Below are 18,067 nucleotides of genomic sequence, written 5' to 3'. Positions count from 1 at the left end.
GCTGGCTGGATTTTCAGGCAATACGCACGCTTTCTGGCATCCCAGCCTTTGTCATCCTGTTCAACGCACGCACCATGACCATAGCTTCCGCTACCTGACCATCGTAGTCACGCAGCGTCAGTGAATCTCCCAACAACTGCTTCATTCTGTACATTGCCGTTTCCGCTATCGAGCGACGGTTATATTCCGTTGTCCATTTCCACCGTGCATTGCTTCCGCTCAGCCGCTGATTAGCAACGGCACGGTTGCGGTCTGCGTACTCACCGGGCCAGTAACCTGCTCCTTTTCGGGGAGGAATAAGCGCGCTGATTTTTTTGCGGCGCAGTTCATCGTGACAGAGCCGGGTATCGTAAGCCCCGTCTGCCGCGGCTGCCCTGATTTTTCTGTGAGTCTGCCGGATAAGGCCCGGGAAGGCTTCTGAGTCCGTGACGTTATTCAGCGACAGGTCTGCACAGACAACTTCATGTGTGTTGCTGTCAACAGCAAGATGCAACTTTCGCCAGATACGACGGCGCTCTTTGCCGTGCTTTCTGACTTTCCATTCGCCTTCACCAAAGACCTTCAGCCCGGTGGAATCAATCACCAGGTGTGCGATTTCACCCCGGGTGGACGTTTTGAAACTGACATTAACCGACTTTGCCCGCTTACTGACACTGGTGTAATCCGGGCAGCGCAACGGAACGTTCATCAGGGCAAAAATGGAATCAATAAAACCCTGCGCAGCCCGCAGGGTCAGCCGGAATACGCGTTTAATCACCAGAACGGTGGTGATGGCGAGATCAGAATAGCGCTGGGGCCTTCCTCGTGATGAAGGCGTTGCCGACTCATACCAGGCCTGAATCGCCTCATCATCCAGCCAGAAAGTGAGGGAGCCACGGTTGATGAGAGCTTCGTTGTAGGTGGACCAGTTGGTGATTCTGAACTTTTGCTTTGCCACGGAATGGTCTGTGTTGTCGGGAGGATGCGTGATCTGATCCTTCAACTCAGCAAAAGTTCGATTTATTCAACAAAGCCTTCCACACGCAGAAAATAGGTTACAGAGGGATGTCTGACGCAATATTCATGCAGGTTCAGATCCTGCTTTTCATATCCAGCAGCAGGAGATAGAAAACCTGCAGGAATGCGTTCTGTATAGATCGGCCGGCCCAGCAGCAGCGTGTCGGGGCTCAATGATAGTAAGCATGTCATACACCCTCCTTTCCACTGTACATACAAGGGTCTTCCCCGATCATGGTGGGAGACTCATATATATACATTTTTAAGCGAGATAAAAAACGATAAAGTTCATTCCTGCAGTATCAGAAGCCAGCATAGTAAAAATGCCTTTGTTCACAGAGCGATGCCCTGCGGGTTTTCCGTCACCGGCTGCGGACTACACTGAGTCTGAACTGGATCTGAATGAGTACTGCATTCACCGGCGCCACTCCACCTATTTTGTCAGGGCGATTGGCAACTCAATGACTGATATTGGCCTCTAATCCGGCGATCTGATGGTCGTGGATAAAGCAGAGCAGCCGCGGCACGGGGATATTGTTATCACGGAAATTGAGGGTGAATTCACCGTAAAACGCCTGCTTCTGACGCCGCGGTCAGCCCTGCAGGCGATAAACCCGGACTTCCCCCCCCTGTATCCGGATCCGGAAACGCTGCAAATTTTCGGCGTGGTGACAGCCTTCATTCATAAAACCCGGAGGGCAGACTGATGTTCGCCCAGGCAGACGTCAACTCCTTCTACGCAAGTTGCGAGAAGGTTTTCAGGCCGGATTTGCGCGGCAAACCTGTCGTCGTTCTCAGTAACAACGATGGCTGCGTTATTGCCCGGAGTGTTGAAGCCAAACGGCTGGGTATAAAGATGGGACTCCCCTGGTTCCAGCTCAAAGAGGCGCAGTCTCCTGAAAAATTGTACGTTTTTTCCAGCAACTACGAGCTCTACGCGAGCCTGATTAACCGCGTGGTTGCCCTCCTGGAAGAGCTGTCACCCCGCGTCGAACAGTACTCAATTGACGAATGTTTCCTGGATGCCCGGGGAATTGGCCACTGTATGGATCAGGAGGATCTTGGCAGGCAGCTGCGTGGGCACGTTCTCAGTGGAACCGGACTGACGATCGGTGTCGGCTTCGGCGCCACAAAAACACTGGCTAAATCCGCGCAGTGGGCGTCAAAGGAATGGCCACAATTCAGGGGGGTGCTGGCGCTTTCGCCCGATAATGCACGCAGGACGGCAAAATTACTCAGCCTGGAGCCGGTGGAAGAAATCTGGGGCCTGGGGAACCGGATATCGAAAAAGCTGCACGTAATGGGGATCACCACCGCCCTGCAGCTGTCGCTGACGAACCCCACATTTATCCGGAAAAACTTCAATGTAGTGCTTGAGCGCACGGTACGTGAGCTGAACGGCGAGAGTTGCATTTCACTGGAGGAAGTGCCGCGGCCGAAACAGCAGATTGTCTGCAGTCGCAGCTTCGGGCAGCGGATCACCACCTACGAAGAAATGCGCCAGGCCGTCTGCTAGTATGCCGAGCGCGCGGCGGAAAAGTTGCGCGGTGAGCGACAAAACTGCCGGCATATCAGCACCTTCATCAAGAACTCCCCTTTTGCGGTTAATGAGCCGAATTACGGTAACGTGGCCACGGAAAAACTGCCCCCCTACCCGTGACACCCGGGACATTATCGCGGCAGCGGTCAGGTCTCTGGACAGGATCTGGCTCGATGGCCACCGCTACGCAAAAGCGGGGATAATGCTCAATGATTTCAGTCCGAACGGCATCGTGCAGCTGAATCTGTTCGATGACGTGCAGCCACGGCCGCACAGCGATGCACTGATGAATGTGCTCGACGGCATTAATCATTCCGGACTCGGGAAAGTCTGGTTTGCCGGACGGGGTATTGCGCCGGATTGGCAGATGAAACGGGAGATGCTGTCACCGGCATATACCACCCGCTGGAAGGAGCTGTCGGTTGCCCGTTTCTGACCGTCGAAATGACAGACGGGACTTGCCGCCAGAGGTTACTTTACCGAGCATACAGATGACTTGTCTCAGGGGGGAACCATGACAAATATCATTCTGTGTGATGTGACTGCCAGCGTCAGCAAATTTAAAAACGATCCTGTGACGACCAGGTGGGACCACGGTCCCAGGCAGATAGCCTGACCGGCGATACAGGTGGGACCGTGGTCCCAGGCAGATATGCTGACCGACAATGCAGGTGGGACCGCGGTCCCAGGCAGATAACCTGACCGACGATACAGGTGGGACCGTGGTGCCAGGCAGATAATCTGACCGACGATGCAGGTGGGACCGCGGTCCCAGGCAGATAATCTGACCGACGAGACAGGTGGGGCCACGGTCCCAGGCAGATAATCTGACCGACGATACAGGTGGGACCACGGTCCCAGGCAGATAGCCTGACCGGCGATACAGGTGGGACCGTGGTCCCAGGCAGATATGCTGACCGACAATGCAGGTGGGACCGTGGTGCCAGAGAGAATCTTCAGGCCAGTAGGGTTTTCTGGCCTGTGAAAAAGGAAATGAAGTAAAGGGAGATAATCGTAGACTAAAGCGTGACCGCTTCATACTCCCGGTTTTTCAAGCTCCTTAAGAATGGCTTCTATTTTCTCTATACACTCCGCAGGAATGCGGGACCTATCCAGGTTAAGCACCATTTTATCGCCCTTGTACAATGCTGTTGCCCCTGGAGCAAACTGATGACGTGAGCTCAGATTAACTCTTGATGCGGGAGATTGTTTCAGTACGGATGTTAAAAGACTAATGACCTCTTCAGCTTCGAAGATTAGTCCCGCTTTCTTCTGATCGTGGAGAGTCTCAGCCTGCTGCTTCAGTAATTCTTCTTTATCTGCAAAAGCCTTCTGAAGGGCTTCACCTGACCGGGCAGACAGTTCTCCAGGATGTGCAAACAGGGCAACAACGGATTTAGGCAGTTTGGCCGTATTAATACAGCGGGTAATGATCTTACGAGAGATGTTTTCCGCATCGGCAAGCGCAGAAATATTTCCAGCAAACTCATTCTGCAGTCTGCTTGTATAACGCAGACCACGTTCATAAGCACTCGTCGGCCGATAATCGTTACCCAGTCGGGACAATGCTGCCATCTGCTCATCGTCCAGTTCACCAACCAGAATGCGATAATCACTTTCCGTCAGGATTGCGGCTTTACGGCGACGGCTGCCGTCTGCAATTTCTATGACATCAGAAACACGCCGGCCAAAAGCTGGAGTCTGCTGACCGGTCAGTAAAAAAGATGGGATAAGATCATCCAGAGAATCTTCGGTAAGCAGTTCCTGATCGCGCTCATTTCCTGACCATACGCGTGAAGTGCTCTCAACAGTGTCTCCCCGGAGCACTTCAAGGGTAAATTTTACTTCACGGCCACATACCGGAAGAGAGATGGCATTACCGCGAGCCATGGCACCTACGCGCGCAATTAATGAATCCACCATCGGCGCGGCCGGCGCCGGTGATGAAGTATCTTCAGTCGATTGAGTATGTGTGGTATGTCTTGGAATGACAGGAGCACGCTTCATTATCTAATCTCCCAGCGTGGTTTAATCAGACGATCAAAAATCTCATTGCAAACAGGCTCCCAGATAGAGAGAGCATTACGCCAGGCACCGGTTGAAGAACGTTGATCAATAGCCTGTTCAAAAACGGTTCTCATACGGATCTGACCTTTACCGACTTCATCTGTTTCGCGCACAACATTTTTAAGGACCATGCTTCCCCAGGCATCCCGAATTTGTTCTTCCATCCACGGGGACTGCGAGCCGTTATTATTACTGTATTTGGTAAGCAGAATACGGACATCTGGCTCGAAGCCTTTAAGATCCACGTTCTTAAGCAGGTCACGAAGCATATCGAAAAACTGCAGTGCGGAGGTGTAGTCGAACAGCTCTGCCGGAGTAGGGACAATCAGTACATCAGCAGCGCATACAACATTTATCGTACCGATACCAAGGTTGGGTGCGCTGTCGATAACTATCACGTCATAATCATGAGCGACAGTTTCAATGGCCAGACGGAGCATCAGGTGCGGGTCAGCAGGTAATTTGCCTTCGTCAAATTTCCCCATCAGCTCGGTTTCAATGCGGTGCAGTGCCAGACAGGACGGGATGATATCAAGGCCAGGCCAGCAGGTGGGCTTTATAGCGTAGCTGGCGTCATCCTTTTCCCCAAGATAAAAGGGCAGGAGAGTGTCCTCAGCATGAATATGAAGATCGGGCACCCATCCGTGATACATAGAAGCAGTTCCCTGTGGGTCATTGCCTTCAACAAGCAGAACACGGAGTCCTTTCAGAGCAAGATCCTGAGCCAGGTGAACGGATACTGAGGTTTTGTAAACACCACCTTTGTGAGCTGCAACGCCAATCACCGGCGGAAATGCATCTTCAGCACGGCGCAGCCGTGTACCAAATATATCCCGCATGTGATTGATTTGCTCAATGGTATAACCAACGCGTTGCTCAACTCTCCCACGGGTTTCCATATCAGGGTGAGGCAGCCGGCCAGCTTTCTCGGCGTCCCTGATAGCCTGAGATGACACGCCAACTAAATCTGCTGCTTCACCAATCCTCCAGCGCCGGGTTATCTTCCGGGCTTCCGGACTGTCATCATTAAACTGCGCAATGGCGATTGCTTTCGTCATTTCATGACCAGCACTTATGCACTGGTTGAGTGTATCCATGAGTCCCATACTGAATATCCTTTAATCATCACTTTGCATTATTTTATTAAATCTTGGAATTTATTGCAAAGCAACAATAAAATCGCAAAGTGCACGAAAAAGTGCAAAGTGAACCGCATAGGGTAATGCTAAGAACACCGGGGATTACAAAAGAGTACATACCGCAGTCAATATTAATCACTGCCGCTCGCCGCAGTAAGCGATCTCACGCAGTGAGAAAGCGGCGAGGAAGCGGAAAATCACAGAATTCACAGATTGCACGTACGTCGGGTTGCTTAAGATGGCTCGGGATCAGCCAGTTATAATGAAATTGACTACGATATGTAATATATTGACTGTGGCATGATACTTACTGGATCTGTATCGAGAAACAGGAAAGACGACTCAGCATACCGCAGTCAATGTTTCATGTTGTACCTGTAGATCTCAATCTTCCAGCGAGTATTCAGGAAAATCAGGCCAGGGTTCTGGATATCTGGTGTGGCGCTTCCGGCCTTGTATCTGGGTTATTCATGGTCTCGATCCAATAATTGATCCCAAGGAGATCATAGTGAGATCCAAAAGAGATCCCCGGATCGCTCCAGCATGCGCTGTAACTGGCTTTAACGTCTGTCTGGATCGACTGCGGAATGTAAAATGTTGACTGTTATATGCATAATCTAATACTGTGATATGCAACGGTATTTACTGAGGTATGTATATCCGTTGACTGCGATACGTATTACTACATCCTTTTGTGGATAACCGTTGAGGATCAAGATGACGAGCGAAAATAACAGCTTACTTCTGAACCTTCAGGAAGTTGATAAGACAACCGGCGAAGTTGTTAAGCTGGATGTCAACAGCACCAGTACCGTGCAGCCAGTAGCGCTCATGAGACTTGGTCTCTTCGTCCCAACTCTGAAATCAACAGGGAAGAGCAAGGCGAACCGGAAAAACGTTACAGACGCGACTGAGGAGCTTGTACAGCTGTCCATTGCCAAAAGCGAAGGGTACACTGACGTTAAGATCACCGGTTCGCGTCTTGATATGGACACGGATTTTAAAGTCTGGCTGGGGATAATTCGCTCCATGTCGGAGTATGGGGTAAAAAGTGACACCCTGGAACTGTCGTTCGTCGAATTCGTTAAGATGTGCGGATTTGACTCCCGTCGTTCAAACAAAAAAATGCGCGATCGCATCAGTAATTCCCTGTTTAAACTCGCCTCGGTTACGCTGAAGTTCCAGAGCGAGACCAAAGGATGGACCACCCATCTGGTGCAGTCAGCCTATTATGACATCAACGAGGATATCGTTGAGATCAAGGCTGAACCTAAGCTGTTTGAGCTTTACCACATGGACAGAAGGGTACTGCTGCGGCTGAAAGCAATTGACGCCCTGCAGCGCAAGGAATCAGCCCAGGCGCTTTATACCTACATCGAAAGTCTTCCCCAGAATCCTGCACCTATTTCCATGAAACGGATGCGTGACCGGCTGAATCTCACCTCAAATGTCTATACGCAGAACCACACGGTGCGTAAGGCGATGGAGCAGCTGCGGGATATTGGTTATCTGGATTACACCGAGTTTAAACGTGGCCGAGCCACCTATTTCAGCGTGCATTATCGCAACCCCAAACTCATCAGTGGCCCTGTGAAGGTTCCGCGCAATGAGGAAGAAGAGAAGGCGCCAGAGCAAAATTATGACGAAGTCATTAAGGCGCTGGAGGCTGCGGGCATCGATCCTCTTAAACTGGCTGAAGCCCTCTCAGCGATGAAGCCAGAAAATTGACTGCGATATGCATATCATGACTGCCGTATGCCGCTAAGGACATTCCATTGACTGTGATATGCATCACGCATACCGCAGTCAATATTTATTCTCTATCATGTCTGCCCGGATCGAACAATATTGACTGTAATATGTGATTTCGGGTCTTGATACGCAGATATTGACTACGGCATGCGGGTTTAACGGGGTATTCCCTGGTCTGTTCACTATTTCATGGGTGATAACATGCCACAGTCAATTTTTCAGTAAAGCTCTATACGGGGTCGGTTTGGGAAACGGAAATTATTGTACGTTAAGAACATAATTTAACCGTTTCTGATTGGTAACTGATTGATTTATTGTCACTGACTATCGCATTTAAGTTATTGCGCTCACGCTGTCGCATTTAGGTTGTCTCATTACCCAAACATACAGGCTAAATGCCGTATAGTGCAGGAGTACACCCTATTGCGATAGCGCGATCTGTTCAAAAAACAGGCTTAACGTACAATAATTTCCGATCTCCAAACTCACCCCTATACCCCTTACGAAAATCTCAATCGGATGCTGAGACGGTCATGTTACCTGATGGTATCCGTTCCCCTGTGTACTGCAGATTTAGCCCGGCAGGATGAGACTGCAGCTGTTTGTATAACCCGGCGCCAGCTTCACACTGCTAAATGCGATCAGGAAACGGGAGCCGGATGGCAGAAAAATGTGGGCCACAGATGGTCAATGACTGTCGCAGTTAACGGGATGATTCGCTGAGCTTTCAGGAAATAACGCACCGTGGGATGCACGGCCAGAATGCCTGCATTGTGCCCTGTCTTGTCTGCGGTATGTTGATGCCTGCAGGATTGCAGGTCACCGGGTAAGACCACGGCGGTTCAGTCATCAGCATGATGGACTGGTGTGCTGGAGCAGGGAGGGGGCTGAATGCGCTCTGCTCCTGTATTTCGTATTAGCGGAATACAGGACGTCATGCCAGGGCCGTCAATCTCAGCCGGCCGGGGGCAGGGAGCGAAGGATCTCCGCGGCATCTCGCCCATCACCGGTAAAGGGAACGGCCAGGGTGGCAGCCATGTCCAGCGCAAATACCCGGGTATAGACTTCCATCGAGCGCGGATCCTTATGCCCGGCCAGTGCCTGGATGACCTTCCTGGGCTGCCGGTGATAAAGCATGTGCATAATATAGCTGTGACGGAAAGTATGCGGCGTCACGGGGATCGAAAAATGCACGCCGTCAGCTTCAGCCCGCTTCACCGCCTGTTTCAGCCAGTTGCGCATTGTCTCATCCGTGACCGGCCATAACGGCTCACGCCGGCGGGGGCGGGTGGTGACCATCCAGCTTTCCATCTGACGCACAAAACTGGCATCCGTCAGCGGTACCAGACGCACTTCATCTTTTGGCGGCCGGCCACGACGTGCCCGCACTTTTTCCGACAGCACCCGAACAAAAGGGCGCAGACCATCCAGGTCGAACGATTCCGGGGTGAGCGTCCGGGCTTCACCGATACGGATCCCGGTATTCCACATGGTGGCGAACAACATGTGGTGACGCTGGTCAGGCATATACCAGAGGAGGGCGCTCACTTCCGGCGCCAGGAGGTAAGCCGGCGTGGCACCTGTTGAGGTGGCCATCCGCCGGAGTGCCACCGCGGTCGCAAAATCAACGCCCGGGGCGATCGGCAGCAGGGAGACGCGTTCTGGTGAATTCTGCAGGGGAATGATGCTGTTCATGAGTTATTTTTCACGTAGCGCACGCACTGTTTATGGATACAGGTATTTTGCACCTGACGGGCCGATCCTGCCATGACAATAAATCGCAGCGCGCGGATCCTTTTGTTGTCTTATTCCGCATTATTGCGGGTAAAACCAAATACGTAAAGGATCCTTTTTCTGCTCAGATCCTCCATGAAGCCAGTAATGACGCGGGTTGATGGCTGTTTTACGGTTTTTGGGAGAATTGGAGTAATGCCAGGATGTACATGTTAGGCAGGAAAAAGAAGAGAAGAGAGCGCTACGCGATTTCCGGCCTGGTACACCCCTGTAACCTTGCGGGGGCTTTGTTGAATAAATCGAACTTTTGCTGAGTTGAAGGATCAGATCACGCATCCTCCCGACAACACAGACCATTCCGTGGCAAAGCAAAAGTTCAGAATCACCAACTGGTCCACCTACAACAAAGCTCTCATCAACCGTGGCTCCCTCACTTTCTGGCTGGATGATGAGGCGATTCAGGCCTGGTATGAGTCGGCAACGCCTTCATCACGAGGAAGGCCCCAGCGCTATTCTGATCTCGCCATCACCACCGTTCTGGTGATTAAACGCGTATTCCGGCTGACCCTGCGGGCTGCGCAGGGTTTTATTGATTCCATTTTTGCCCTGATGAACGTTCCGTTGCGCTGCCCGGATTACACCAGTGTCAGTAAGCGGGCAAAGTCGGTTAATGTCAGTTTCAAAACGTCCACCCGGGGTGAAATCGCACACCTGGTGATTGATTCCACCGGGCTGAAGGTCTTTGGTGAAGGCGAATGGAAAGTCAGAAAGCACGGCAAAGAGCGCCGTCGTATCTGGCGAAAGTTGCATCTTGCTGTTGACAGCAACACACATGAAGTTGTCTGTGCAGACCTGTCGCTGAATAACGTCACGGACTCAGAAGCCTTCCCGGGCCTTATCCGGCAGACTCACAGAAAAATCAGGGCAGCCGCGGCAGACGGGGCTTACGATACCCGGCTCTGTCACGATGAACTGCGCCGCAAAAAAATCAGCGCGCTTATTCCTCCCCGAAAAGGAGCAGGTTACTGGCCCGGTGAGTACGCAGACCGCAACCGTGCCGTTGCTAATCAGCGGCTGAGCGGAAGCAATGCACGGTGGAAATGGACAACGGAATATAACCGTCGCTCGATAGCGGAAACGGCAATGTACAGAATGAAGCAGTTGTTGGGAGATTCACTGACGCTGCGTGACTACGATGGTCAGGTAGCGGAAGCTATGGTCATGGTGCGTGCGTTGAACAGGATGACAAAGGCTGGGATGCCAGAAAGCGTGCGTATTGCCTGAAAATCCAGCCAGCTACAGGGTCGTTCGCAAGAAATCTTATTTATTCAACAAAGCCGTTCTTACATTTAAACTGAACAATCGCTGAAGTACATGTTTAGAAAATTTTAGCGTTCAATAAACAAAGCAGAAAATTCTGAAGCTGGGGTTCAGTCATGATCATGGTGTTTTATCATGTAACTAGTTGAAATTTAAGTTATTTATACAAAGTATTACGATACGAAAGAAGTCAATTGTATCATCCCAAAAATGAGACAAAGTATTCTGATTTTCACTATTGTTGTTGCAGAGGTATAGCATTAGCCTAAAAACTCTCTAAATATGGTGAAGAAAAATGAGTAAAGATGATAAAGAAAGTGCAGGGAAGCCTAAGGGCAAGGCGCTTTTGATTTTTCCTTTGGCAGTTTTTATCTGTATAGGCGTATACGCAGCATTTGTCTATATGGGGAAAAACGATGTAACAACTGAAGATGCATACGTTGAAGGAAACATTGTTCCAGTATCTTCTCAAATCAGTGGAACAGTAGTAAAAATCAATGCTGATAACACTGATTATGTCAAGCAAGGAGATGTCTTGGTTGGGATCAATCAGACAGACTCGCGAATTGCATTAGACAAAGCAAGCGCACAGCTCGCATCCTCAATACGTTCTGTACGCAATCAGTTTGCCACTGTTGAAGAACTAAAGGCTGCAATAGCAGTTAAGCAGTCTGACTATAACCAGGCGCTAGGTGATTTCAAACGCCGCTCCGGGCTCAGTCGGAAATATGTTATTTCTGAAGAAGATATGAGCCATTCAAGCGATGCTGTTAACTCAGCAAAAGCTGCATTACAGGTTGCACAACGTCAGTATCAGGCAGAGCTTACTCTTACTGATAATACAACTCCTGATACCCATCCCGATGTACTTACCGCTAAAGCAGCATTGCGTTCTGCTTATATTGATTATCACCGCACGAAAGTTGTCGCACCAGTGAGTGGCTTCATTGCTCAGCGAACCGTTCAGGTGGGGCAGCATTTGAGTGCAGGTTCGTCTTTGATGTCTGTAATCCCATTAGATGATGTTTGGGTTACTGCTAACTTCAAAGAAACGCAGATGGGTCAATTACGCACTGACCAGCCAGTAACATTAGTTTCTGATGCCTACGGCGGAAAAATCACTTATCACGGAAAAGTAATGGGCGTTGAACCCGGTACGGGTAGTGCTTTTTCCCTGCTACCAGCCTCAAATGCAACAGGAAACTGGATAAAAGTAGTACAGCGCGTTCCAGTTCGCATTGAACTCGATAAAAAAGAGGTAGAAAAATATCCTTTGCGGCCTGGACTTTCTATGAAAGTAAGCGTGAATGTAACCAATGCAGGAGATGAGAGTCTGCATACGCTTAAGGATAAACCTCGTCAAAGTTGGCATACGCCTGTCTACGATGACGAAGAACAAGCAGCTGATAATCTCATCAAGGAGATTGTGGCCCAAAATGAATGAGAAAAGTTGGTTCGTAACTACTTCCGGGAAGCAGCGGATGCTGCTTCTGACTATTTTTTTGCTAACCTTAATTGAATTTCTTCAGGCAGGCATGATTGCATTTTCAGCTAGCCCAATAATGGGGGAAACTGGCACGTCTCCTGAAGAGTACGGCTTCATAACAGCAGCATATGCATGCGTAGCCATAATCATGATATCTAAACAGCGATGGATTGTTGAACGGACAGGATGGCGAAGATATATCTGGTGTTCAATTCTCGTGTTTATAACAGGTGCAGCAATCTGTGCCAAAAGTGATTCTTATCATGAATTGTTGATGGGCCGCGTTATCATGGGCATTGGTGGTGCATCTTTCATGACAGGCGCACGAGTTCTAGTAAATCTTATCCCGCCGAGTCCAAAACGTTTCGCTGGGATAAAAGTTTTTGCAACAGGGCTTGCAGTAGGGACTGCTTCAGCACCATTTCTTGCATCTCTGTCCGTGAGTGAAGATACTTGGTCGTCAATATTTTACATTCTGATCGGCATTGCTTGCTTGGCCTTCATCACTTCATATTTTTGCCTTCCAGATAACACACCTCCTGAAAAATTAAAAAGCGACACTCATCCTTTTTTATTGATGTTGCTGGCAGGCTCAGCATTCGCATTGCTGTGGGCACTTCAGAGATCAAATTATGATTTTTACAGTGATTTTATTATATTGACCATAATTGCGCTAATGGCGATAAGCGTTTTAATTTATTTTTTTAGAAGCCTGGCAAAGTACAACGGGGTGCCGCTTCTGATGGTAAGCACGCTTCTTTCTAATAAAAGATATGTCGCTGGGGTAGGCTTATTCTCTTTTTGTTATCTTGTTTTGGGCTTGAACAATTATCTTATCCCCCAGCTACTTGAAAGCGCTATGGGGTTCAGCTGGAGTACGACAGGGATTTGGCATGCAGTGGGGTTATCTTCAGCAGTTATTGCATGGATCATTATGGGTAAAATCATGCCCAAAAGGCCAGGTTCAAAAAAATTCTTTCTGGCTGGGTTTCTTTCTTTAGCTATATATGGCTACATGATGACTCGTTTGCCTCCCTCAGCAAACATAATAACAGATGTTTTGCCGGCGCTTTTATTTAATGGTGTTTTTATAATGTTGGTTATGGCAACTACAGCTGTACAGACTTTTAGAGAGGTACAACATAACGAAACTGTCTTTTCTCATGCCCAGCAAGTTAAAAATATGGCTGCGCAACTTTTTATGGCTATTGGTATTACTACAGCGACAGTAGGCCTTCAATGGAGAACCACAGTTCATTATGCTGTATTGAATACGCGCGTGAATGTTGCGGACCCACGTTATCAAAATGTGTTGGAAAGCGTTTCGTCAATATATGAAAAACATACCTCATCTTCACGTGCAGACAGTATGGCATTGGCATGGATAGCACAAGTAGTAAAACAGCAGGCAACGTTCTTAGGAATAATGGATTTTTATTGGTGGATATTCATTGCAGGTATTATTGGTGCGGTTGTAATGTCAGTTCAAAAATTAATGAAATAAGGTTGTGGCATGAGTATTTTGGAATTAATATGTAGATGGTTCGTGATCGGTATTTTTACTATGGGGTTTGTAGCTAATACTTTTGGTTTACCTTCAGTAAAAGAAGAGTTTAGGCAATGGAAAATTCCACAGTGGATTCGGGTATTGACTGGCATAGCAGAAGGTTGTGTCGCAATAATGTTAATTTTTCAAGTATATCCAGCTATTGCCAGTTTCGTTGCATCAATAATTATGGCCGCAGCATTGATTATTATCTGCTACAATGGTGAAATGAAGAAAGCTCCTTTACCCTTATTGGTGTTAATTTCATCCCTGATTACTTTGTATTTTAGTCTGCCGTAAATAATTAAATTTAAATTGAGGTTTCTACCTTATGTTGGATAGGAACCCCATTTCACCATTTATATATCTGGTGATTGTATTTGTCAACTCAGCCTCAGTTGGCATACAGATTGAATTGTTTCTTGCGCACATTTCATGATTTTTTGATATTTTTATAAGTATGCAATGTGAATATTTTTCAATTTTGACATTCAAATTGTTTTTTTCATTGCTGTGTATAATCACAGACTGTGGGCCTGAAATTTTTTGTAGGTTGGAGCCGTTCTCTAAAGTAAGGTGACCTTCTATTTGAAACAAAACATATGATGCCTCGGGTATTATTTGAAAGCGCTCATCCTGGTATAAATGCAGTTCTAATATTTCCAAGGGGAGAGGATCTGGTAGGTTTTTTTTGCTTTCTTCATCGATAATAATTTTCATTTTATTAGATCCTTTTCTGATAATTTTATTTAAGTTTTTGGGTATGAAGTAAGTTTCAGGTGGGCTGCGATGTTTAGATGTGGATGTTCTGAATAAAAGTTGGATCCCTTCAATATTGAGCGAGCTATCAAACAGTGTTTCGTCATAAACAATGCCGCTATTAGTACATTTCAGGATGAAATCGCCTGGTTTGAGAACATAGTCATTTCCTTGAGAGTCTCTGCTAAGCAAAGAGCCGGGTGAGCGTTCAAATAATAATGTCGCTATTGAGACACCTGCGCACGGGTAAGGATAGAAAGTATTGCCGCGCATGATATAATATGTCAGTTCTAAAAGAGAAGACAATGTGTTGCCTTTTTGATTTGGAATCAATCTTGTTGAAGAGTAGTGACCCGAGTGCAGCTTAAGGTCCATTGGAATAACTGATGAAATGTACATAATATTTCCATTCTTTAAATAATTTCATATTTATTTTAGCTTTATTTAGCTATATTAAAATATTAAAGAGTGTGACACAGAATCTCAGATTCAGGACAAGCTATGGATTTCAATGACTTATATTACTTTTACCTTGTGGCTGAAAATTCAGGTTATACAGCCGCAGAAAAAAATTCTGGCATAACAAAATCTCTCCTTAGCAGACGTGTTGTACAACTGGAGGAGCGTCTCAAAGTCCGGCTTGTACAAAGAAACAGCCGAAGCTTTGCACTTACTACTGCAGGTAACATCCTTCTTGAACATGCTAAAGAAATGGTCAGAGAAGGAATAAATGCTTATGATTCAGTGTCTGAGCTTGTTGCAGAGCCTTCTGGAGTTGTAAGATTAAGCTCTCCAACGGTATTAGCTCAGTATCATCTCGCACCGATTATTCCCGGATTCATGGCTCGTTACCCTAATGTTAGATTATGCATCGATGCTACCGATCGGCATGTACAGGTTATTGAAGAAAGAATCGATTTATCTTTAAGAGCCAGAAAAAATATAAATCAAGAACCAGGATTAGTCGCCCGAATACTGGCTGTCAGTAACATGATACTGGTAGCGAGCCCCGTATTACTAGAGCATTATGGCGTACCAGACTCGCCTGAAGAACTTGAAAGTTTACCTACAATAAGCTCAGTTCTTGACCGAAATGAAAATGAACAACGTTGGGATTTAACCAATAAAGATGGAGCTAATTTTCAGTTCAAGCATAGAGCTATTATGTATTGTACAAACCCAAGGGTTCAATTTGAAGCTGTGATACATGGGATAGGCGTAGGTTTGTTACCAGATACTATCGTTTATTCAGCCATACGAGAGCGTAAGTTGATTAAAATTTTAGAAGCCTGGAAGGCTGATAGTCACGTAATACATGCAGTATTCCCAAGTCGAAAACATATGAACCCTGCGGTTCGTGCTTTTCTTGATTATTTGATTCTTCATTTGCCGGGAACTATACATGACTGATTCCAGGTTTCATTGTCAGGTATATTTGCTTAGCGTGACCTCAACTCTGAAATTAAAATATCGCAATAGTAGATGTCGAACTCATAGTAAATTTAAATTTTCTATCATTTAAGTTGGAAGATGCCATGAGCTACTACCAGAATGAAAAGGGAGAACATGGAAGCATTCCCTTGGTTAAAAGTATACTTAAAGCTTTTTCTATAATCAGATATTTGCAAGAAAGAAAAGGATAAACGCTTTCTCAGATTGGAGATGACCTGATTATACCTAAAGCAACCGTACATAGAATTATCAGGACATTAATTTTTGAAAAGAAAGTTTATCATGATAAAAATAAGTATGTTGCGGCGGATTCGATACCCGTTTCACCTTCCTTTGTTAAAAAGAAAATTGAATTTCTAGCAGATTCATTGGGGGTGATTACTGGACTAAACGTAATAGTTGAGAAGAGTTATGGTTTATATTTGAAGCCAGTTTATTATTGTAATTTAGACGGTGCATTAAGCGAAGCAGTATCCTGTAATTACTCCAGATACATTTGTGATACTTCATCTGGCATTCAGCTTTTATCGATGGATTCCACATTTCTTTTTAATCATGCTGAGCTTGTTGATCTTGTGAATAAATCATATCGTTACGCTAATGTTTCCGATTTTTTGAGGGATATAGGCAGGGCAAAAGCTAACGGTGTTACTGGCGGTTATGGTGAATGGGGTGGTGATTATAATACTCTCTCTTCAGCCGTGATTATTGAGGAGGATGTGTATATAGTCTCTCTTGCATATTCTTCTAAAATAGATCTCGATTCAGACGTAGATTTTTACAAGCAATGCCTTAAGAGAGTGACGGTTTTCAATAAAATATTGCCTTTATAAAATACATCCCCTAAAAAAAAGGCGCAATCACTTGCGCCAAATCGGACTGCTAAAATTTATAGTTGTGTAATGGAGAAATGAAATTATAGTGATTTTCCATCATTTATGCTTGTTCATAAAATGCCTTTTTGGTTTCTTAAAAGTAAGGATGTAATAATCATTCTAATAACAGGATGAAGCGTTCTAAAAAACAGCGTTGAAAAACCAATGTGCAATTTTACAAGATCACCTTTTTTGATTGTATTGGATTTTTGACAATGTGCGACAGGCCTATTTGTAATGTCAACATTTCGTCTTTGGTTGAGTTACAATCCCTTTTACTCAAAATCAAATTTTAGGATGGATTACACTGATGAGATTACAGTTAGCTGCCTTGTCACTTGGTGCTTTCGCAATAGGCGTGACGGAATTTTCCCCAATGGGTTTGCTTTCTTCAATTGCAAACGGGTTAAGTGTTTCTATACCTGCAGCTGGCATGCTCATAAGTGCATATGCTATTGGTGTAATGATAGGAGCACCCTTGATTACACTCTTGCTGAGTTCCATACCTCGAAAAACGGCCTTGGTCGGTCTGTTGGCATTATTCTCTTTCGGTAACTTTATGTCCGCTGTTGCACCAAATTATTATGTACTACTGGTATCCCGAATGGTGACAAGCCTGTCTCACGGAGCTTTTTTTGGACTAGGGGCTATGGTAGCTTCCAGCCTTGTCCCCAGGGACCGCCAGGCTTCGGCAGTGTCAATAATGTTTATGGGTCTGACTATAGCAAATATCGGGGGAGTACCTGTAGCAACCTGGTTAGGAAACTTACTGGGATGGAGGATGTCTTTTGCAGCAACAGGGATACTTGGCATTTTATCAGCGCTTACATTATTGACTACGCTGCCTCAAAGTGAAAAGTTCCCCCGTCCTAAAATTCGAAAGGAGATGGCTGTATTAACAAGGCCAGCAGTTTTAAGCGCATTGCTGACGACTGCTTTTGGTGCAGGTGCGATGTTTACTCTTTACACATATATTGCAGCTGTGCTTGACTATATCACGCATGCATCTGTTGAATTTATCGCAGTAATGCTGATGACAATTGGCATTGGCTTTAGTATTGGGAATATAATTAGCGGCAGGTTAGCTGATCGCTCTGTCAATAAAACCCTAATATTATTTCTCGCGATACTTACCTTTATTAGTTTCGCTTTTCCTCTTTTGGCAACTACAAAAACAGGTGCAGCCATTTGCTTATTTATTTGGGGTGCTGCAACTTTTGGTGTTGCCGTTCCGGCACAGATACGTGTTATGGAAGTTGCGCATGATGCCCCGGCACTGGCTTCATCTGTTAACATTGGAGCGGCTTTGTTGAATAAATAAGATTTCTTGCGAACGACCCTGTAGCTGGCTGGATTTTCAGGCAATACGCACGCTTTCTGGCATCCCAGCCTTTGTCATCC

14 protein-coding genes and 2 pseudogenes are annotated in these 18,067 nt (G+C 46.6%); 10 read left to right on the top strand and 6 right to left on the bottom strand.

The window, feature by feature from the left end:
* Window positions 1-13: 13 nt before the first annotated feature.
* The gene (locus P3C52_RS07155; RefSeq protein ID WP_343252010.1) at window positions 14-937 is read right to left on the bottom strand and encodes an IS5 family transposase; all 924 of its coding nucleotides are present in this window, start codon (window positions 935-937) and stop codon (window positions 14-16) included.
* A 62-nt stretch (window positions 938-999) separates the two neighbouring features.
* A complete protein-coding gene (locus P3C52_RS07150) occupies window positions 1,000-1,188 on the bottom strand; it encodes a hypothetical protein (protein WP_275554485.1) in 189 nt (62 codons plus the stop codon).
* An 89-nt stretch (window positions 1,189-1,277) separates the two neighbouring features.
* Between P3C52_RS07150 and umuD the strand changes: the two are divergent.
* Together umuD and P3C52_RS07140 are read left to right on the top strand one after the other, a co-directional pair.
* A pseudogene (gene umuD / locus P3C52_RS07145) lies at window positions 1,278-1,703 on the top strand (translesion error-prone DNA polymerase V autoproteolytic subunit).
* Window positions 1,703-2,972: pseudogene (locus P3C52_RS07140) on the top strand (Y-family DNA polymerase). Before umuD ends, P3C52_RS07140 begins: the two co-directional pseudogenes overlap by 1 nt.
* A gap of 599 nt (window positions 2,973-3,571) precedes the next feature.
* On the opposite strand, the gene P3C52_RS07135 reads toward P3C52_RS07140, so the two are convergent.
* The gene (locus tag P3C52_RS07135) at window positions 3,572-4,543 is read right to left on the bottom strand and encodes a ParB/RepB/Spo0J family plasmid partition protein (protein WP_275554472.1); all 972 of its coding nucleotides are present in this window, start codon (window positions 4,541-4,543) and stop codon (window positions 3,572-3,574) included.
* The gene (gene sopA / locus P3C52_RS07130) at window positions 4,543-5,709 is read right to left on the bottom strand and encodes a plasmid-partitioning protein SopA (RefSeq protein WP_102804066.1); all 1,167 of its coding nucleotides are present in this window, start codon (window positions 5,707-5,709) and stop codon (window positions 4,543-4,545) included. Before sopA ends, P3C52_RS07135 begins: the two co-directional genes overlap by 1 nt.
* A 750-nt stretch (window positions 5,710-6,459) precedes the next feature.
* Between sopA and P3C52_RS07125 the strand changes: the two genes are divergently transcribed.
* On the top strand, window positions 6,460-7,470 hold the full coding sequence (locus P3C52_RS07125) for a RepB family plasmid replication initiator protein (protein ID WP_275554471.1): 1,011 nt from the start codon (window positions 6,460-6,462) through the stop codon (window positions 7,468-7,470).
* 978 nt (window positions 7,471-8,448) lie between these two features.
* Here P3C52_RS07125 and P3C52_RS07120 read toward each other — a convergent pair.
* Window positions 8,449-9,189 (bottom strand): tyrosine-type recombinase/integrase, encoded by a 741-nt coding sequence (locus P3C52_RS07120; protein WP_001515717.1) that lies wholly within the window; start codon window positions 9,187-9,189, stop codon window positions 8,449-8,451.
* Between the two features lie 399 nt (window positions 9,190-9,588).
* On the opposite strand from P3C52_RS07120, the gene P3C52_RS07115 reads away from it, so the two are divergent.
* The 4 genes from P3C52_RS07115 to P3C52_RS07100 all read left to right on the top strand — a co-directional run bounded on the left by P3C52_RS07115 (window position 9,589) and on the right by P3C52_RS07100 (window position 13,880).
* Window positions 9,589-10,512 carry an IS5 family transposase gene (locus P3C52_RS07115; protein ID WP_343252009.1) on the top strand — a complete coding sequence of 308 codons (924 nt, stop codon included), beginning with the start codon at window positions 9,589-9,591 and terminating at the stop codon, window positions 10,510-10,512.
* Window positions 10,513-10,843: 331 nt separating this feature from the next.
* Window positions 10,844-11,992: an HlyD family efflux transporter periplasmic adaptor subunit gene (locus tag P3C52_RS07110; RefSeq protein WP_275554470.1), complete on the top strand. Its 1,149-nt coding sequence runs from the start codon at window positions 10,844-10,846 to the stop codon at window positions 11,990-11,992.
* Entirely contained in the window at window positions 11,985-13,538 is a 1,554-nt protein-coding gene (locus tag P3C52_RS07105) for an MFS transporter (protein ID WP_275554469.1), read from the top strand. Before P3C52_RS07110 ends, P3C52_RS07105 begins: the two co-directional genes overlap by 8 nt.
* Window positions 13,539-13,547: 9 nt before the next feature.
* Complete coding sequence (locus tag P3C52_RS07100; protein ID WP_275554468.1) at window positions 13,548-13,880, top strand: DoxX family membrane protein; 333 nt, start codon at window positions 13,548-13,550, stop codon at window positions 13,878-13,880.
* A 24-nt stretch (window positions 13,881-13,904) separates the two neighbouring features.
* Here P3C52_RS07100 and P3C52_RS07095 read toward each other — a convergent pair whose 3' ends face one another.
* Entirely contained in the window at window positions 13,905-14,738 is an 834-nt protein-coding gene (locus P3C52_RS07095) for a hypothetical protein (RefSeq protein WP_275554467.1), read from the bottom strand.
* A gap of 102 nt (window positions 14,739-14,840) precedes the next feature.
* Here P3C52_RS07095 and P3C52_RS07090 point away from each other — a divergent pair, with 102 nt between their 5' ends.
* The 3 genes from P3C52_RS07090 (at window position 14,841) to P3C52_RS07080 (ending at window position 17,987) form a co-directional block, all read left to right on the top strand.
* Window positions 14,841-15,749, top strand: coding sequence for a LysR substrate-binding domain-containing protein (locus P3C52_RS07090; protein ID WP_275554466.1), 909 nt, complete (start codon window positions 14,841-14,843; stop codon window positions 15,747-15,749).
* A 410-nt stretch (window positions 15,750-16,159) separates the two neighbouring features.
* Window positions 16,160-16,624, top strand: a complete 465-nt coding sequence (locus P3C52_RS07085) for a hypothetical protein (RefSeq protein WP_275554465.1) — start codon at window positions 16,160-16,162, stop codon at window positions 16,622-16,624.
* Between the two features lie 352 nt (window positions 16,625-16,976).
* Window positions 16,977-17,987: an MFS transporter gene (locus P3C52_RS07080; RefSeq protein WP_275554464.1), complete on the top strand. Its 1,011-nt coding sequence runs from the start codon at window positions 16,977-16,979 to the stop codon at window positions 17,985-17,987.
* Window positions 17,988-18,067: the final 80 nt, after the last annotated feature.

Source organism: Mixta sp. Marseille-Q2659 (assembly GCF_940807255.1).
Classification (GTDB): Bacteria; Pseudomonadota; Gammaproteobacteria; order Enterobacterales; family Enterobacteriaceae; genus Mixta.
The sequence above is the reverse complement of the archived record's forward strand: the minus strand, read 5'-3'. Positions and strand labels throughout refer to the sequence as shown.

Coding starts and splice junctions, on each gene's coding strand:
- P3C52_RS07150 (WP_275554485.1), bottom strand. CDS start 1,188: ATGACATGCTTACTATCATTGAGCCCCGACACGCTGCTGCTGGGCCGG.
- P3C52_RS07135 (WP_275554472.1), bottom strand. CDS start 4,543: ATGAAGCGTGCTCCTGTCATTCCAAGACATACCACACATACTCAATCG.
- sopA (WP_102804066.1), bottom strand. CDS start 5,709: ATGGGACTCATGGATACACTCAACCAGTGCATAAGTGCTGGTCATGAA.
- P3C52_RS07125 (WP_275554471.1), top strand. CDS start 6,460: ATGACGAGCGAAAATAACAGCTTACTTCTGAACCTTCAGGAAGTTGAT.
- P3C52_RS07120 (WP_001515717.1), bottom strand. CDS start 9,189: ATGAACAGCATCATTCCCCTGCAGAATTCACCAGAACGCGTCTCCCTG.
- P3C52_RS07110 (WP_275554470.1), top strand. CDS start 10,844: ATGAGTAAAGATGATAAAGAAAGTGCAGGGAAGCCTAAGGGCAAGGCG.
- P3C52_RS07105 (WP_275554469.1), top strand. CDS start 11,985: ATGAATGAGAAAAGTTGGTTCGTAACTACTTCCGGGAAGCAGCGGATG.
- P3C52_RS07100 (WP_275554468.1), top strand. CDS start 13,548: ATGAGTATTTTGGAATTAATATGTAGATGGTTCGTGATCGGTATTTTT.
- P3C52_RS07095 (WP_275554467.1), bottom strand. CDS start 14,738: ATGTACATTTCATCAGTTATTCCAATGGACCTTAAGCTGCACTCGGGT.
- P3C52_RS07090 (WP_275554466.1), top strand. CDS start 14,841: ATGGATTTCAATGACTTATATTACTTTTACCTTGTGGCTGAAAATTCA.
- P3C52_RS07080 (WP_275554464.1), top strand. CDS start 16,977: ATGAGATTACAGTTAGCTGCCTTGTCACTTGGTGCTTTCGCAATAGGC.